The organism is Nostoc sp., from assembly GCF_036917815.1.
GTDB lineage: Bacteria > Cyanobacteriota > Cyanobacteriia > Cyanobacteriales > Nostocaceae > Nostoc.
In genome coordinates, this window is record NZ_JBALEK010000089.1 from 52,744 (window position 1) to 68,185 (window position 15,442).

The 15,442-nt window shown below is 41.4% G+C and carries 12 protein-coding genes; 5 read left to right on the forward strand and 7 right to left on the reverse strand.

The window, feature by feature from the left end:
• The first annotated feature begins 198 nt into the window (after positions 1 to 198).
• Positions 199 to 456: a type II toxin-antitoxin system ParD family antitoxin gene (locus V7K97_RS26865; RefSeq protein ID WP_334804030.1), complete on the forward strand. Its 258-nt coding sequence runs from the start codon at positions 199 to 201 to the stop codon at positions 454 to 456.
• Between the two features lie 12 nt (positions 457 to 468).
• Here the strand turns inward: V7K97_RS26865 and V7K97_RS26870 are convergent, their stop codons facing one another.
• Positions 469 to 1,509, reverse strand: a complete 1,041-nt coding sequence (locus V7K97_RS26870) for a hypothetical protein (protein ID WP_334804031.1) — start codon at positions 1,507 to 1,509, stop codon at positions 469 to 471.
• A gap of 98 nt (positions 1,510 to 1,607) precedes the next feature.
• Here V7K97_RS26870 and V7K97_RS26875 point away from each other — a divergent pair, with 98 nt between their 5' ends.
• Positions 1,608 to 2,045 carry a YidH family protein gene (locus V7K97_RS26875; RefSeq protein ID WP_334804032.1) on the forward strand — a complete coding sequence of 146 codons (438 nt, stop codon included), beginning with the start codon at positions 1,608 to 1,610 and terminating at the stop codon, positions 2,043 to 2,045.
• 171 nt (positions 2,046 to 2,216) lie between these two features.
• On the opposite strand, the gene V7K97_RS26880 is transcribed toward V7K97_RS26875, so the two are convergent.
• The 3 genes from V7K97_RS26880 to V7K97_RS26890 all read right to left on the reverse strand — a co-directional run bounded on the left by V7K97_RS26880 (position 2,217) and on the right by V7K97_RS26890 (position 6,244).
• Positions 2,217 to 2,606: a DUF1634 domain-containing protein gene (locus V7K97_RS26880; RefSeq protein ID WP_334804033.1), complete on the reverse strand. Its 390-nt coding sequence runs from the start codon at positions 2,604 to 2,606 to the stop codon at positions 2,217 to 2,219.
• 1 nt (position 2,607) lies between these two features.
• A complete protein-coding gene (locus tag V7K97_RS26885) occupies positions 2,608 to 3,444 on the reverse strand; it encodes a sulfite exporter TauE/SafE family protein (RefSeq protein WP_334804034.1) in 837 nt (278 codons plus the stop codon).
• Between the two features lie 538 nt (positions 3,445 to 3,982).
• A complete protein-coding gene (locus tag V7K97_RS26890) occupies positions 3,983 to 6,244 on the reverse strand; it encodes a recombinase family protein (RefSeq protein WP_334804035.1) in 2,262 nt (753 codons plus the stop codon).
• A 78-nt stretch (positions 6,245 to 6,322) separates the two neighbouring features.
• Here V7K97_RS26890 and V7K97_RS26895 point away from each other — a divergent pair, with 78 nt between their 5' ends.
• A complete protein-coding gene (locus V7K97_RS26895; RefSeq protein ID WP_334804036.1) occupies positions 6,323 to 7,678 on the forward strand; it encodes a proton extrusion protein PcxA in 1,356 nt (451 codons plus the stop codon).
• 206 nt (positions 7,679 to 7,884) lie between these two features.
• Entirely contained in the window at positions 7,885 to 9,177 is a 1,293-nt protein-coding gene (mltA, locus tag V7K97_RS26900) for a murein transglycosylase A (RefSeq protein ID WP_334804037.1), read from the forward strand.
• A 435-nt stretch (positions 9,178 to 9,612) separates the two neighbouring features.
• On the opposite strand, the gene V7K97_RS26905 is transcribed toward mltA, so the two are convergent.
• The 3 genes from V7K97_RS26905 to V7K97_RS26915 form a co-directional block, all read right to left on the reverse strand.
• Positions 9,613 to 9,846, reverse strand: a complete 234-nt coding sequence (locus V7K97_RS26905; protein WP_334775704.1) for a DUF3134 domain-containing protein — start codon at positions 9,844 to 9,846, stop codon at positions 9,613 to 9,615.
• Between the two features lie 176 nt (positions 9,847 to 10,022).
• Positions 10,023 to 10,451, reverse strand: a complete 429-nt coding sequence (locus tag V7K97_RS26910; RefSeq protein ID WP_334804038.1) for a hypothetical protein — start codon at positions 10,449 to 10,451, stop codon at positions 10,023 to 10,025.
• Positions 10,452 to 11,126: 675 nt separating this feature from the next.
• Positions 11,127 to 12,470, reverse strand: a complete 1,344-nt coding sequence (locus tag V7K97_RS26915) for a substrate-binding domain-containing protein (protein ID WP_334804039.1) — start codon at positions 12,468 to 12,470, stop codon at positions 11,127 to 11,129.
• 1,549 nt (positions 12,471 to 14,019) lie between these two features.
• Between V7K97_RS26915 and V7K97_RS26920 the strand changes: the two genes are divergently transcribed.
• Positions 14,020 to 15,222: a choice-of-anchor tandem repeat GloVer-containing protein gene (locus V7K97_RS26920; RefSeq protein WP_334804040.1), complete on the forward strand. Its 1,203-nt coding sequence runs from the start codon at positions 14,020 to 14,022 to the stop codon at positions 15,220 to 15,222.
• Positions 15,223 to 15,442 lie beyond the last annotated feature (220 nt).

Sequence of the window (15,442 nt, forward strand, 5' to 3'; positions counted from 1 at the left end):
TCTTTAACTGGTTAATGCTATTCATCAAAGGAGAATTTGCCATCAGAAGTACTCATGGATAAAATACCGAAAATTGACCTGCTCGTGTCGCAAAATAAAAGTTACTTAGGCATTATGTAAACAAGAGCAATAACAAATTTGGATATTTTCTGTTATTCCCGGTAGAATTATTGCTATCAGCCTATGAGTAGTTAGCAGATGAACGTTTCCCTAACCCCCGAACTAGAAAAGTGGGTGCAATCTAAAGTTGAAACCGGTATGTACACTTCTGCTTCTGAAGTTATCCGAGAAGGTCTGCGGCTTCTCAAGGAGAAAGATGCCCTCAAAGCAATACGCCTAGCAGAGTTGTGTCAAGAGATACACCTTGGGATTGATAGCGGAGAATCTACACCCCTAAACATGGATGAAATCATCAAATTAGCAAAACAACAACGGCAGCAGAGAGAATCCGCGTAATGGCGATAATTCTCAAAAAACCGCTTGCGTCATTGGAGTTATGTCAGAACGGCTCACCAATTGAACTGCACTTCTTTCATACATAGCTTGATTGGATGGTGAGACTCGTTGATGTTGCTTAACCAAGAACTCTGCAAAAAACTCTAGAACGGTAGAGTTTGCATTGGGATTGTTTGCGGCTTGAGGGGGCACATTTGGGTCTGTATCCTGCGCGAGTTTTTCTAAAACCTTTGCAGGGGTTGAAGGATGGGTAGCAACCAATGGCCGGACAGAGGCTCGTCGATCGCTAGCTAACAGCTCTAGCAAGTCGATGGATGTTCCAGGTTTTCCCTCAATAAAATTGATGATAGCGATCGCAGTTTCGGAAACATTTGGATGGTTCTTGACTAGATCACGAATTTCTTTTTCATTTTCTCCCGCTAGTTTTTCTAATATTGCGCTTGGTGCTTGAGGATTTCGAGCAATTGCTTTATGCATCCTAAAATTTCGCCAATCTGCAAACTGATTTAGCAGGGATAACGGTGCTTTCGGGTTCTGAGCGATCGCCATTTTAACATTGCTGCTTCCACGCTCGGCTAGTTGAAGCAATAACGATTCAGAAGTGTTCGGATTTTGAACAATCGCAATAAAGAGTTCATCGAAATCAAATTCATCAGCATTTTCGTCATCGTAGAAAGTAGGCGGGTTTTCTAAAAGTTGTTCCAGAATGTGAAGAGGTGTCTTTGGATTTCTAGCCACGGCACAAAGAATTTCCTCATCCTCGATTTTGGATAACCGAGCGATCGCACTTTCACTAGTTGTGGTGCTACGGGCTAAAGATAGCCTGACGAAATGACTATCAGGATTTTCCAGCAACAAAAGATTGAAAATTGGGTTCGCCGTAATTGCGTCTGGAAACTCCTTACCTAATTTCAGCAACACTTCAATAGGCGTATTCGGATTTCTAGCCACCGCCTCACGAACTTCTGGCTGAGGATGTAAAGATAACTCCTCAAGCACTACAACCGAAGTGTCAACAGCCGAGGCTAACGCAAAATCGTTGTCATCAAGCATAGTAAAAAATTAGATTTTAGATATAGAATTAGTTTTCCCAAAATCTAAAGGCACTTTTAAATTAGACTTTTACGAGGAACTTGCCATTAGAAGTACTCATGGATAAAATACCGAAAATTGACCGTCAAAGGGAGCATCAAGCGAATGAACGTACTTTTCTGGCTTGGCTACGCACTTCTATTGCATTGATTGGCTTTGGTTTTGCTATTGCCCGATTTGGTATATTTCTGCGCCAGTTGAATCTTGCTATTACTCAACAAGAACCTCCCGTACATCAATTATCCAACTCGGAAAATTTGGGTGTTTCTTTGGTAATTTTTGGAATTTCGACTATTGCTTTAGCTGCGTGGCGATACAACCAAGTTTTCTGGCAAATTGAACGAGGCGACTATAGACCAAATAGGTTAATGGTTTGGATAATGGCCGGAGTAGTAATGACTTTGGGAATTCTCAGTATTCCTTTGCTCTTAAGGCGTGATAAATTACCTTCTCGTTCTCCTGTTCCAACTCAACCACAGTCTCGAAATTTGCATTAATTAAATATAACTACTATCGCAGTCCTAAATCAGTTGTAAAAACCTCTCTTTATTCTCCTCTCTGTGTCGCGCCAGTTGCTTCAAGTCGGGGAACCCGCCCAACGCACTGGCAACTCTATTGTCTCTGCGGTTCGTTTAAAAATTGTGATTCTGGAGGCGAGATAAACTTATTTATAAATATCCTCCAATCAGACTGTATAACAATCCAAATAGTACAATCAGAGTCACAATAATATAGGTAAAATCTCGTTGTTGCAGATAGACTAATAGTGAACAAGCTACTCTCACAACTGGAGTAGCAATCAATACCAACAAACCAAGTTGAATAATGCCACGGTGACGACCAGATTCAACAGATGTCACCACCCCCGATGGACTACGAAACTCTGGTAGTTCTCCCCGAAAAAGCTGATAATTAGGAGCCTCATTTCCGTGGCGAATTAAATACAAAATTCCCCCCGCCAAAACCAAAGCGGTGGCAAGAATGACCCCAACTCTTAACAGGTTGCCGAGAAATTGCTCAAAGCGTTGCTCAGATTTGTTACGCTTGCTTTTCGCCATTCTAAAGCCTCCCCGTTAGCCCTTTATAAATCATTTCCACCGCTAGCACCAAAATCACAATGCTGAAAATATTTCGCAAAATATTCACGTTGGCTCTAACTAATACCAGCGCCCCTAATAAAGCACCAAACAGTACTCCTAACATCACAGGCATTGCTAATCCGGGGTCAATGTAACCTCGGTTCAGATATATGCCAGCGCTAGCCGCCGCCGTGACTCCAATCATGAAATTGCTGGTGGTGGTTGACACTTTAAAGGGAATATGCATGATTTTATCCATTGCTAGCACCTTGAGCGCTCCCGAACCAATACCAAGCAATCCTGAAAGTATGCCAGCGACAAACATCAATCCAAATCCGAAGGGTACACCGCGCACGTTATAAGACTGTTCTCCTGTGGGAGTTGGATAAGTACTATTCAGTTTAAGACGGATTGCCAGAGAATTTGGCGGCAAATTGTTGACGTGTTCGGGTTGGCTCTGACGGGACAAATAGGCGGAGTAGAGTAAAACGATTCCAAACACAACAGCAAGCGATCCCGTGGAAATTTTTGCTGCTATAATTGCCCCGGCTATTGCGCCAAAGGTTGTTGCTACTTCTAGGAACATCCCTAGCCGCACATTTGTATATCCTTCTTTAACGTAAGCAGATGCGGCTCCGCTAGATGTAGCGATTACAGATACTAATGAAGCACCGATCGCATAACGAATATCAATCCCAAACACTAATGTTAAAAAGGGGACAATTACAACTCCACCACCTAACCCGGTTAGTGCCCCCAAAAACCCGGCAACAAATGAGCCGAACCATACCAGTAGAGAAAATTCTAGGATGTTCAAATTGCTTCCCCCGCCACAAACTTTTTTGCTTGAGACTAGAAAGCGAAACTCAACCTGATTGCTGCTTGGTTGATTTCACCCCCAAATATTCTAGAAAGTTTCGTTAATAGAAACAAATGTTTTTGTTTGTTAAATTGATAATTTAAAGTGATTAATAAGTCATAAGATTTTTGGATATAGAAATCGGCTATAGCCCTACTTAAGGGACTTCCAAATAAAAAAATATCCTAAAACTAACGCAAAAATCCTCTCTATTTCTCTTCTCTCTGTGTTCTCTGTGTCTCTGTGGTTCGTTTCTTTGGATAATTTATTTCTTGGAAGTCCCTAATCATTCGTGAATAACTATAGCGGTTCTCAGTTGAGTGCAATACAGACCTAACCCCCAGCCCCAACCCTTGTAGCATTGGGGAGTAAGATTCAAAGCCTCTCTCCTAAAAGGAGAGAGGTTTGGAGAGAGGTCAAACTGTATTGCATCCAACTGAGAACCGCTATAGATCCCCGACTTCTTGAAGAAATCGGGGATCTGAGCTTGAGCTATTCAATTAACAGTAGATTCAGAAATAACCGTTACACAAGCATTCACTAAAGGTAACAGCGGCCCTAGTTGTTCTTGTCCATTCACCGCTAAATCGCTATGACACAAATAAACTCTCTCGGATACACGAGACAGTAAATCTGTCAAAATCCTTCGCAGTCGTTGTTCTTCTGCTAATTTCTCATCTTCTGCTGTCCAAGGTTCGCCTAATCTGTCTCGCAGGAAAAACGGCGCACCGAACAAAGTCGCGGCACCACCTTTCGCCCATAGAGGTGAACCAGCATCTAGCCAAAAATGCCAACGGTGCGATCGCCTACTAGATCGATATTGAAATATAGTTGCTAAGGTGACAGCCTTTCTCACTCCACCAATGGGACGCACAGGGTAAGGGTTGGCGGTAATAGTCCCACGTCGCAGTAGTTGAATAAATTCAATAATAGTTGTGTAAGGCGTTGTCTCAACTGGAGCAATTTGTCGTAATCTGGTGTCAATTTCCCAGTAGTGTTGGGCAGTTTCTAATAATTCTCGTAGCGCTGCCAGTTGTTCGTAGGGAAGATTACTACCATTCCACAAAAAGCGCTGAATTGCTCTGTCTAACAGAGAAATGGGACTGGGAATTAAACGTAGTTCTTGTTGCGATCGCTGCTGTTCTAACCACTCTAATATCTCATTATAGGCTGTAGTCGCTGCATAACCGATTCGATCCCAGCGCTCAAAAGTTGATACTGGTAGCAAGTTCGGGCGATCGGGATGGGGTACAAAGCAGTAATCTGCAATCAAACCAGCACGTACCGGATCAATATTTGTAGAGACGCGATGAATCGCGTCTGTTGTAGATACCCGATTCATCGCGTCTGTTGTAGATACCCGATTCATCGCGTCTGTTGTAGATACCCGATTCATCGCGTCTGTAAAATTTTCTGTTAGTTGTTGCTTCCTACTCAAGACAACCAGCATTTCTGCCACAGCATCCCGATCTACGAGGCGTCCCAAGCCGGGATAAACTAGTGCCAGCATGGTCAGTAATGCGCGAATGACGGGTGAACTAATTAGGGAACGTTGATCATTGAGCGATTCTACCTGGATATTTTGCTTGATGAGGATTTCTACTAGAGTATAACGAGCGATCGCATCTAAACCTGGTGCAATAATCGCCACTTCTTCTGGTTGCACTTGTTGAGATTGGATAGCATTAGCAATTACCTCTGCTGTTTGCCGCAATAATTGGGCGCGGGAGGTGGTTTGAATTGAATGCACAATTTCAGGTAAACTCAACAGTACCATCGGTTCTGTGACTAATTCCACCATCTGTTTAGTGAGATCCTCACCAAGGGACTCAGGAGGCGGCCCGGTCAAAATTTCTACCCGACAACGCTTTGCTAACCCTTCTAGATAGTTGGGATCTGCTCCCAATCCCAATCGCACTGCACCATCAGGATTGTAGCTAAACGCGCCAACTGCACCTTGATCTAATAGCAATTCAAACAAGAGACGCGCTACGCTAGGATAGTCATCGACATCATCCGCCAGTACCGCCTGATAGCGTTTAGCTAGATGCTGCTGGTAATTGCGATCGCTTAATAAATGCTGACTATAAAGTTCAGTAATAATCCCATAAGTTAGTAACCCCCTCTCTAAACACCAGTTACGCCAATTTAGGAGCAAAGATGCTAAAAATTCCGGCTCTAAAGTTGTGGTATTTTCCCCCAAACCTCTTGCCAAAATCTGGGCAATATCTTCGCAAGGTATACCACTGTAAGCTGCTAATTGCAACAAGTCTAGGATGCGACGCACCAGGCGAGACTCATTCACTCCCGCAAGACGTAAAATTTCTTCGTCTAATTGGGAACGCCAGAGTTTAGTCGCTAATTCTTGTTCTGTTTCTGGTCGCAACCTTACAGGAAACTGTGCCTTTAGGTTCAACGAGTTAATTAGCAACGGCCAAAATAAAATAACTTCATCCTGAAAAAAACCTAGTGGTGTCTTCGCCCGAACCGGATATTTCCCGAAGGTAGATGTAACAATAATATCTCCCAATTCTCGACGATTATCATCATTGGCAGCTAAGACTAAAACTCCCGGCTCTGTTTGCTTAAGATCGGAAAATTCGCCGACATGACTACTTTTTTTATTTGCTGATTTTTTAGTATAAAATGATCCAGTATATTTATTTTCCGATTTTACCCAATTACAAAATTGCTCAACCAAGCGAGCCGTCTTACCAGTGCGACTAGTGCCAACAATCCAAACCGAATGAGAAACCACAAACTTTCCCCTTGTAGATTTGCTAGTATACCTCGTGCGTTAACTTAAGGTTAATAGTCACCAAATAATGCTGGATGATTGTCTGCAATGAAAAACTCTGTTTTTAGCCAAAAAATCTATTCTTTCTTACTTGCTGCTTATCGATGGTACTTACAGACTCCTGAACGTTCTTTAGATGAGGCTTACGATGCAGCATTAAAGATTCAGGAAATAGAAAACAAGCATTTCAATGGTAATAAAATAGACCCTGACTCAGCCACATACAGTAACAGTGTGATGGATTATTTTGAGTCAGACCTCAACAAGCTATTAAAAGTTGCGAGGATGCGGCTTACAGAGTTGAAAGCAAGCCGTTGGTTCCTAAATGAAGAGGATCAAAAAGCTGCCGAGAAAGCAGGTATAGAGTATTTAAGTCCTTCTTTGGTTTTAGAAAAGCTAAACTTTATCGATCAAGTTATATCCAAATACACAACAATTTCCGATCAAACAACTTCCAAAGCTTTAGTAGTTAGACCTCCAAATCTACCAGTTAACTCTGTGATGTCTGACGACAAATCGCTGCTCGTCAATACTCCAACATTGCCACCCAAAATACCCAATCAAGACTCGGATAAAAAACTAAAAGTCCAGCGCAAAACCGATACAGTTGGTGTTTTGCCCCGTTCTATTTTAAGTACTATCAGTCGTTTGCAAGTTGAATTAGACCCTAATGCTGAACAAGAGGTAATTCAGAGTTTTCGTCAGACTCAAAGAAGAACAATAATATCTATCAGGTTTATTTTACTATTAATTATCGTACCACTTTTAACGCATCAGATAGCAAAAGCTTTCGTAGTCGGCCCAATTATTGATCGGTCTAGAAACGCAGAGCAAATGCAGATATTTATCAATTCCGAAATGGAAGAGGAAGCCCTTGTAGAATTAGAAAGATTTGAAGAAAAGCTCAAGTTTCAAAATCTCATTATCAAAGCCCCTCCACTGTTACCTGAGCAGCTGGAAACTGAAATGAAAAATAAGGCTATAGAGCTTGCTGAAGAATTTCGTCACGAAAGCTCTGGTGCGATCAAAAATGTTTTTGCCGATATTTTCTCGGTGGGTGCTTTTATCTGGTTGTTGTTAGTCAGCAAGTCTTCTATTGCTGTGCTAAAAGATTTCTTTGATAATATTGTCTATGGACTTAGTGATAGTGCCAAGGCATTTATCATCATTTTGTTCACTGATATATTTGTAGGTTTCCACTCTCCTCACGGCTGGGAAGTACTTCTAGAAGGTATATCACGCCATTGGGGATTACCAGCAAATAGAGATTTTATCTTCTTATTTATTGCCACCTTTCCAGTGATTTTAGATACCATTTTCAAATATTGGATATTCCGATATTTGAATCGGATATCGCCTTCTGCCGTTGCTACTTATCGTAATATGAATGAATAGGTATTGGGCATTGGGCACTTGTACTGAGCGTACCCCTCCGGGGAAGCTACGCGTAGCGTCTCGTAGAGAAGTCGTTGGCGCAGCCTCTCGTAGAGAAGTATTGGGAATTGGGGAAAAATTTTGTGTTGTGAAATAATTAAATTATTTTCGGTTTTTGATTTTGGAATTTGAGTGAGGTGGGATAATCTCAAAAATTTTTAATTTTGATGAAGAAGACGCTTGCTTGGTTAGGGAAGTTTAATAAAATTATCGCCATCAGCTTACCTGTAGTTTTGTCGGTTTTACTGGTGCGAATGCAATCCTTGGCGCATCGAGAACTCATTTCGCCAGAATGTCAGGTGAAAAAATGGGATATACCAGTATCCTTGACTGCTGAAAATCAAGATGCATTTTCACAAAAGAAAAAAGCACCATTAATTCAGAGACTACCAGTTACTTGTTGTCAAGGTGATGCCTCTTGTTTAGATGAAGTTGTCTATGGACAAATACCAGATAAAAAAGCACTGATTAGTGCGATCGCTCACAGTCTCCAATACCTGCAAACAGCTAATGCGGCGGCTGCTTATCAAAACTATCCGGTGGCTGGGATTACGCGCGATCGCGTCTTCAATAGCTTGAAAAGATTCCGCGAACTTCTATTAAAAACTAATTCTGCCACAGAATTACATCAAGCCATCGAACGAGAATTTGTTCTTTACCAATCAGTGGGTAAAGATCACAAAGGTTCCGTCTTATTCACCGCCTATTATGAGCCACTCTACGCAGCCAGTCGCGTCTCCACTACAGAATACCGCTATCCTGTTTATCGCTTACCTCCCGATTTCAACTCCTGGGCTAAACCTCATCCTACACGCGAAGAATTGGAAGGAGTAGATGGTTTGCAAAGCGCAAAAGGAAAATTACGAGGATTAGAGTTGTTTTGGTTTCGCGATCGCCTCGAACCATATCTAGCTCAAATTGAAGGTTCTGCGAGACTTCAGCTTCCCGATGGTACTCAAACAACAATCGGTTATGCAGGTAATACCGCTTATACCTACAAAAGCATTGGCCGACAATTAGTGAATGATGGCAAATTACCTCTAGAAGGTATAACTCTGCCAATTATTCTCGACTATTTCCAAAAGCATCCCCAAGAATTAAATATTTATATACCGCGCGATCGCAGCTTTGTTTTTTTTCAAGAAAACCACGGCGAACCAGCCCAAGGTTCTATCAACGTACCATTAACAGCAGAGCGTTCTATTGCTACAGATAAATCCCTCATGCCTCCTGGTGCTTTAGCGTTGATTCGCGCTTCCATTCCCTTTGTTAATCCTACCGGAAAAATGGAAGAGCGCATTGTTAGTCGCTATGTTCTTGACCAAGATACCGGAGGCGCAATTAAAGGTGCAGGTAGAGTAGATTATTTTTTAGGTACTGGGAAAATAGCAGGCGATCGCGCTGGTGTTACAGTCAGCAATGGCCAATTATTTTATCTATTACTCAAGTCCAACAATTAAACCCACTTGCATTTTAATACTATAGCGCTTCTCGCTTGGATGTAATACACTTTGACCTCTCTCCTAAGAGGAGAGAGGCTTTGATCTTACTCCCCTTCCCTTGTAGGGAAGCTGACTTTTCACGTTATGTGGAAAAGTCCACCAAAAACCTAACCCCCTAACCCCCTTCCCTAGGAGGGAAGGGGGAAAATTCAAAGTCTCTCTCCTTAAAGGAAGAGAGAAATAGAAGTGAGGTTTTCCAGATGCTGCTGAATTGTCAGGTAGGGAAGGGGCTGGGCGTTAGGTCTGTGTTGCACTCAACAGAGAAGCGCTATAAAATTCCCGACTTCTCTAAAAAGCCGGGAATCTTAACCTTTCAGACTAAATGCAGCACTTGCAGTACAACAATTACGAATTACGTTAGCGAGTCATCGAGCGTCATTACGAATTAAAATACTAGGCTTCTAAATCCATATCAGCATCGTCATCGTCATGATCGTAAGGGATATCATCAAGGTCTATCATTTCCGAAATTTCTTCTACTTCAGTTAGATACTCAGATTCTTGATGTTCACGCTCAATTAGACGACCAGTTGACTTTAGCCATTCCAAAAGAATAAACTCATTACTTGTACGAATTACAGGCGCTCGCTGGTTACGAGGTTCTTCACGCAAAGGACTTGTAGGCATAAAAAAAATTCACTTTGAATTATTGTACATTAAAGTCAAAAGTCTTGTATAACAAGCCTTTTCTGAAAAGATGAAATATGAACTATTGAGTTTTTTATTCTCTTGTCCGTCTAGTTGTGTACCATTAAAATATCTCCGCATCAGTCCTAATAATCAACATTCAAGCAAATGCAATATTACAAAGCATTTGGTAACTTGGCGAGAGTTTCATACATATCAGAAGGCAATGCAGAGAGTCTATTTGCAACAGCTACTGCATCAGCTAAGTTACTAAATTGACACCTGACTATATCTTGTCCATTTCCTGAAGGGAATCGCTTCCTAGCTTTGTTAGATACAGCACAAATAATCGCTAAAGCTTTGGCGAACCCATCTTTTGTCAATATTGTTTCTTGAGCAAACCCTTCAACAGGGATAAGGCAAACCTCAAACCGATAGCCCGGCCTGGGAGAAACAGCGATATCGATATATGGTTTATCTTCTTTTCTGATTCGGCGTAAATATTTGGCTGTCAAATTAGTATCATGTAAATCAGTCCCAAGGGCGTAAGTAAAGAAGCAATCTTCTGTGAGGGACTCAGGACGGGTAATTATATCCGTGGGCATAAGTTCAAGTAGTATCCGTATATTGTCTGGGTTGTGACACACTAGACTTGTCCGTTCTTCTTAGCACATTTTTTTACAGTTAGATGTATCAGTGTCACACGATGTATTCCAATACAGTTCGGCTAACTAAAATTTAAATTTTTGGAATGCTGAAGACTCTTGTCTCTAAAGGTATTAGCTCTATTAACCCTGAGACTATGACCCATCCGTTGGATATCTCTTACACGCCTGAATAGCGGTTACTTCTTCAGCATCGGTTTCCATTTATACAACGGCAAATCCCCTCTTTTTGCCACGTTTCTAATTTTGAGACACCAAACTAATAATATTAACATATTTGATAGGTTAAATTTAAAAAAAATTATAACCGATAGATATTTGGTAAAAAGTCACAAAAAATCTATTAATTCTGACTTTTAAGCCAAGGAAAGGATAAATACTGATTGCGATCGCATCATCTCATAAAGTAGGGTAGGCAATCTTTTCCATTGACTCAAACCCTTATTTTTAGCTGAGTACAGTGTCAATTAGCTTTCAGGAACAGAGCCGGAAAAACTCCGGCTCTGGTAATAATCCAGAATTCTATGAAAATCAAGCGTGCTATCGCTTATTGATTTTCTTGATAAACCTAAGAGAGCCAAGAGCATTTAAGACCAAATAATGGTATTCACGCAATTATGGAGCTGGATTAAAAGTGGTATCCACGTAAGTATTGACAAGATTACGAGACAGAGTTTTAATCGCAGTGGGAAGAGGAGCATATCCACGAGCTATAGCTATAGCGTTCGGGTCGGGACTAGCAGGAATGGATGGTACTCCTAAAGCCCAGTTGATGAATCCTTTAATACCATTCGCTACCTTAACGTCTGCGTATTTGTCATAAAATAACACGTAAGATGCGGTAACAATGGGATAAGCGTTTGCAGCTGTTGGATCAGTGACTACAATTTTAATCCGGCGGGGATTTGGATCTTGGTCAGTCGCACCGACAAAAGCATTTGAAATTGTAGTTGATGAGATGGAATTGTAAACAAGTGCCTTGTTCTGTAAGAGAGCAGCTGGTAGATTCTTAGCTAACCGCGTAGCACTATCCACATAACCAATTGCACCAGGAGTAGTTTGGATCTTGGTGGCTACAGCTCCACCTCCTGAGGCACCTGTGAAATTGGATGGCCAAATAACTGTACCTGCTGCTGGTGGTAGAGTACCAGTATTAGTACTTGCTTCACCAACTCCTCTGTTCCATGTAGGAAATGCTGCCTTCAGATGACTGCTTAAAGCAAGAGTAGTACCACTACTGTCACTACGATAGACTCCAACGATGGGCTTATTTACTGAAATTATTGCGCCACCGTTATCTGCTCTAATTTGGGGAGCATTCCAATTTGTGATAGTGCCGTTAAGAATACCAATGTAAGTAGCTCGTGAGAGCTTAAGTCCAGCTGCTGGTATATTTAGACCACTGGGGTTGTAAGCTAAGGCAATTCCGACGCTGATCACAGGAACTTGGACGTATGGAACAGGATTTTGGGGGGTGCCTGCGGGGGTGGGAGCATCGTTGGGAGCGCCAGTAACTCTTTCTGTACCTACTAAGGGGGCATCAGTAGCTGCAAAAGAGACTGGGGCTAAGATGGTACTAGTATTAGGTGGTACTGGTGGTACGGTTTGAGTGAGAAAACCTGTTACCCCTGCGCCACTACCAACGGGAGCATATCTAAATGTGACAGTCCCATTGATTGCTCCGGGAGGATTGAGGGTTGAAGGATTTCCAATACCGTAAACGTTAAACCATGAACCTTGTGGGCTAAGAGGAGCGGTAGTTCCTGTACCGACAAACAAAGTATTTACACTGCTTGCACCTACACCATTTATGGAGGTGACTCCGGCTCGGGCAGGGCTGGTGGAGGTCTGAGCTAAAGATTTCTGACTAGCAGATTGACCTGCTACTAAACCAATTGTGATAGCAAGTACTGAAATTGTACTTGTCAAAGTATTTAGGCGACCGCGATAAAAAACCATCTCAAGCTCCTTGAAGTTAATTAATTGGAGATTGCCAACAACCTTGGATAAGCAAAATGAATTTGCATAAGAAGGGTTGTTAATCAATCAAAGATTTTCACAAAACTCTGAAGAATGTAGAGCAAATTTAAGGCAAAACCTTAAAGATTTAGAGGGCGTTAAGCTATTACTAATCCACCCTGTTACATGATTATTTGCTACTTAAAATCTCTACATTCACAAAGTAAGTTTATATAAATAAACATTTATTGGCTTTGGTATAAGGGAGTGGTTGCTAGGTACTATGAATCATGCGTCAATTCCCATCCTCAGCCTCTTATTCCTTTTTAAAAAGCCATGTTTAATTTTATCCACTTACTTATTTCGGATGGCATTTTTATCTGAATCATGAAAACCAGTTTCTCTCATGCAGATGTGCAGCAATTTGCGACAATCTACCGCTAAGGTGCGAAGTAAAGAAAGTCGGTATTTCACATCACAAATCTTTTAGGACTGCTATGAATAATAGCTGTCAAATTCTGCCAACGAAATCAACAGTATAATGTCAAGGTAAAGCTCAAGTCATGATTACATTATGGAATGATTAAAAAACTTAAATATATTTCTGGAATTTAGAGGTGTTTGAAAAGTAGTTTTTTTGCGTTTTTTATTCTTTTGTCAGAGTAAAATCGGAAATTTTCGCTGAGTATGTGGTTTTGGTGATTAAGATTTTTTAGAGGTTTTAATGAGTATTTAATAGAATTTACTAAATACATCAGTTTTCTTGACAAAAAGCACACTATCTGAACCTATTTTGAATCGAAACTTAACGGCTATTTCTGCCAAAATTGTGAATTTTTCACTGTTTTTTGTGTTTTTCACGACGTCAAAAAAAATAAATAGTGGTTTATGCTACGTAACGAAATCATTAATCGTGCCATTCACGTTATTGACTCAGTGCTAGTACGGGTTTTGTGGTGTAGGTAGAAAGAGGCTTTCTGATTCCTTTTCAAATAGGGTTATACCAACATCTAAGGCATTTTCTCACTAATGCCTAGTTCAAGAAGGCAAAAGTAAAAAGGCAAAAGTAAAAAGAAAGAATGCTTATTTTGTAGGCTTTCTGGCTATTTAAAATGGTTGCTTTATTTCCGCCGTGTCGTACTAGTTCAATGCGCTAATTTTTTTTAGTGTATGAGTTGGTAAACTATACCAATTTTTAGATCAGAATATGCTCAATACGCAGACTAAAGTTATAGCAATATCTTGTAGATCACGGGGTTAAACCCAACACATACAAGATTTTGAGGCACTGGCTTCCCAAACTATATCTGTAGCAGCAATCATTTTTCAAATTGGTATTAATCGTGAGTCGCAGCCATCACAAAATCCGTTAGGGGTTGACAAATAAAAAAACATCCCAAATTTTTTGTGGGATGGGTGTCCCCACCCGTCCCAGATTTAGAACGCTCATGTTGCCCACCCCACAAAATGGATAATTTATTTCTTGTCAGTCCCTTAGAACTAGCTACGATTCCGTCTCCACTAAACTTTTTTGAGGTATTCAATAAACATGATTAATCTGTACAAACAACGCCAGAGCCAAAATAGGGTATTGATTTTAACTTCCCTAACTGTTTTGGCTTCTTCATTAGTACTACCCTTCCAACAAGCCTTTGCTGGAACATTGACTACTGTTGTAAATTTCAACGGCACCAACGGAGCTACGCCAACAGCTGGTGTACTTGCGAATACGAAAGATCAACTTCTTTATGGAACCACTTCTGCTGGTGGCACTTCTGGTAATGGAACTGCATTCAAGTTAAGTCCTACCACTACTTTCACTACTCTGACCACACTGGTCAACTTCACCGGAGCATCTGGAATCAACAAAGGGACTAATCCAGTCGCTAGATTATTCCAAGCAGCCGATGGCAATTTATATGGGGCAACCTCTACAGGTGGCACGAGTAATCTCGGCACTCTGTTTAAGTTGGCAGAAACAACTTATACAACCCTGACAACTCTTGTGAATTTCACAGGTGCTAGTGGGATCAATCCAGGGGCTAACCCAGCAGGCCGACTGATTGCGGACAATGCTAATGCCAATATATTGTGGGGGACAAGCTCTACAGGTGGGGCTAATAATAAAGGAACTGTATTCAAGGTTCCCACCACTGGCGGTACACTAACCACCGTTGTCAGCTTCAACGGTACTAATGGAGCAACTCCATTAGCAAGATTGCTATCAGCTACCGATAAAAACTACTACGGTACTGCCTCTGCCGGTGGAACAAGTGGTCAAGGAGTTGTGTTCAAGTTAACTCCCGCAGGAGTACTGACTTCATATAGCTTTAGTGGCGCTAATGGGGCAAATCCCCAGGCTGCATTAATTGAATCTAGTGGATTCCTCTATGGCACCACTAAAGTGGGTGGAGCTAACAATAAGGGAGCTATATTTAAGGTTCCCATCGGTGGGGGTACACCCGTTTTAGTTGGTAGTTTTAATGGCACTAATGGGGCTAACCCAACAGCTGCACTCATAAAAGCAAGCAATGGTAACTTCTATGGCACAGCTTCTGCTGGTGGGGCAAATAACAAAGGAGTTATCTATCAGCTGACTGGGGCAACCATCACCGACTTAATTAGTTTTAATGGCACTAACGGGGCAACGCCACAGTCCACGCTAATTCAGCTCTCAAGTGGTGCCTTATACGGTACCGCCTCTTTTGGCGGTAGTTCTAATTTAGGAACTGTGTTTAAGTTTGTACCTTAGTCTGAAATCTAATTTGTGTGTAGAAAAATGGTAATCGTTCAAATTTGGATTTGACCATTTTTCTACAATAATCAAAATCTCCTTGAGTATATTCACAAATATCCAGTCTATAGAGAGCCACTCAAAGAGCGATGTCTCTTGACAAGTCTCCAGTTCAGGGGTGCTGTTATGTTAGTGATAGCAGGGCGTTGAGCCATATCATGTCCGCTTGATTACTTAT

Bases quoted from the DNA above. Each gene is read 5' to 3' on its own strand.
- V7K97_RS26880 (WP_334804033.1), bottom strand. From the start codon at position 2,606: ATGGCGAAAAGCAAGCGTAACAAATCTGAGCAACGCTTTGAGCAATTT.
- V7K97_RS26910 (WP_334804038.1), bottom strand. From the start codon at position 10,451: ATGCCCACGGATATAATTACCCGTCCTGAGTCCCTCACAGAAGATTGC.
- V7K97_RS26875 (WP_334804032.1), top strand. From the start codon at position 1,608: ATGGATAAAATACCGAAAATTGACCGTCAAAGGGAGCATCAAGCGAAT.
- mltA (WP_334804037.1), top strand. From the start codon at position 7,885: ATGAAGAAGACGCTTGCTTGGTTAGGGAAGTTTAATAAAATTATCGCC.
- V7K97_RS26915 (WP_334804039.1), bottom strand. From the start codon at position 12,470: ATGGTTTTTTATCGCGGTCGCCTAAATACTTTGACAAGTACAATTTCA.
- V7K97_RS26870 (WP_334804031.1), bottom strand. From the start codon at position 1,509: ATGCTTGATGACAACGATTTTGCGTTAGCCTCGGCTGTTGACACTTCG.
- V7K97_RS26865 (WP_334804030.1), top strand. From the start codon at position 199: ATGAACGTTTCCCTAACCCCCGAACTAGAAAAGTGGGTGCAATCTAAA.
- V7K97_RS26920 (WP_334804040.1), top strand. From the start codon at position 14,020: ATGATTAATCTGTACAAACAACGCCAGAGCCAAAATAGGGTATTGATT.
- V7K97_RS26905 (WP_334775704.1), bottom strand. From the start codon at position 9,846: ATGCCTACAAGTCCTTTGCGTGAAGAACCTCGTAACCAGCGAGCGCCT.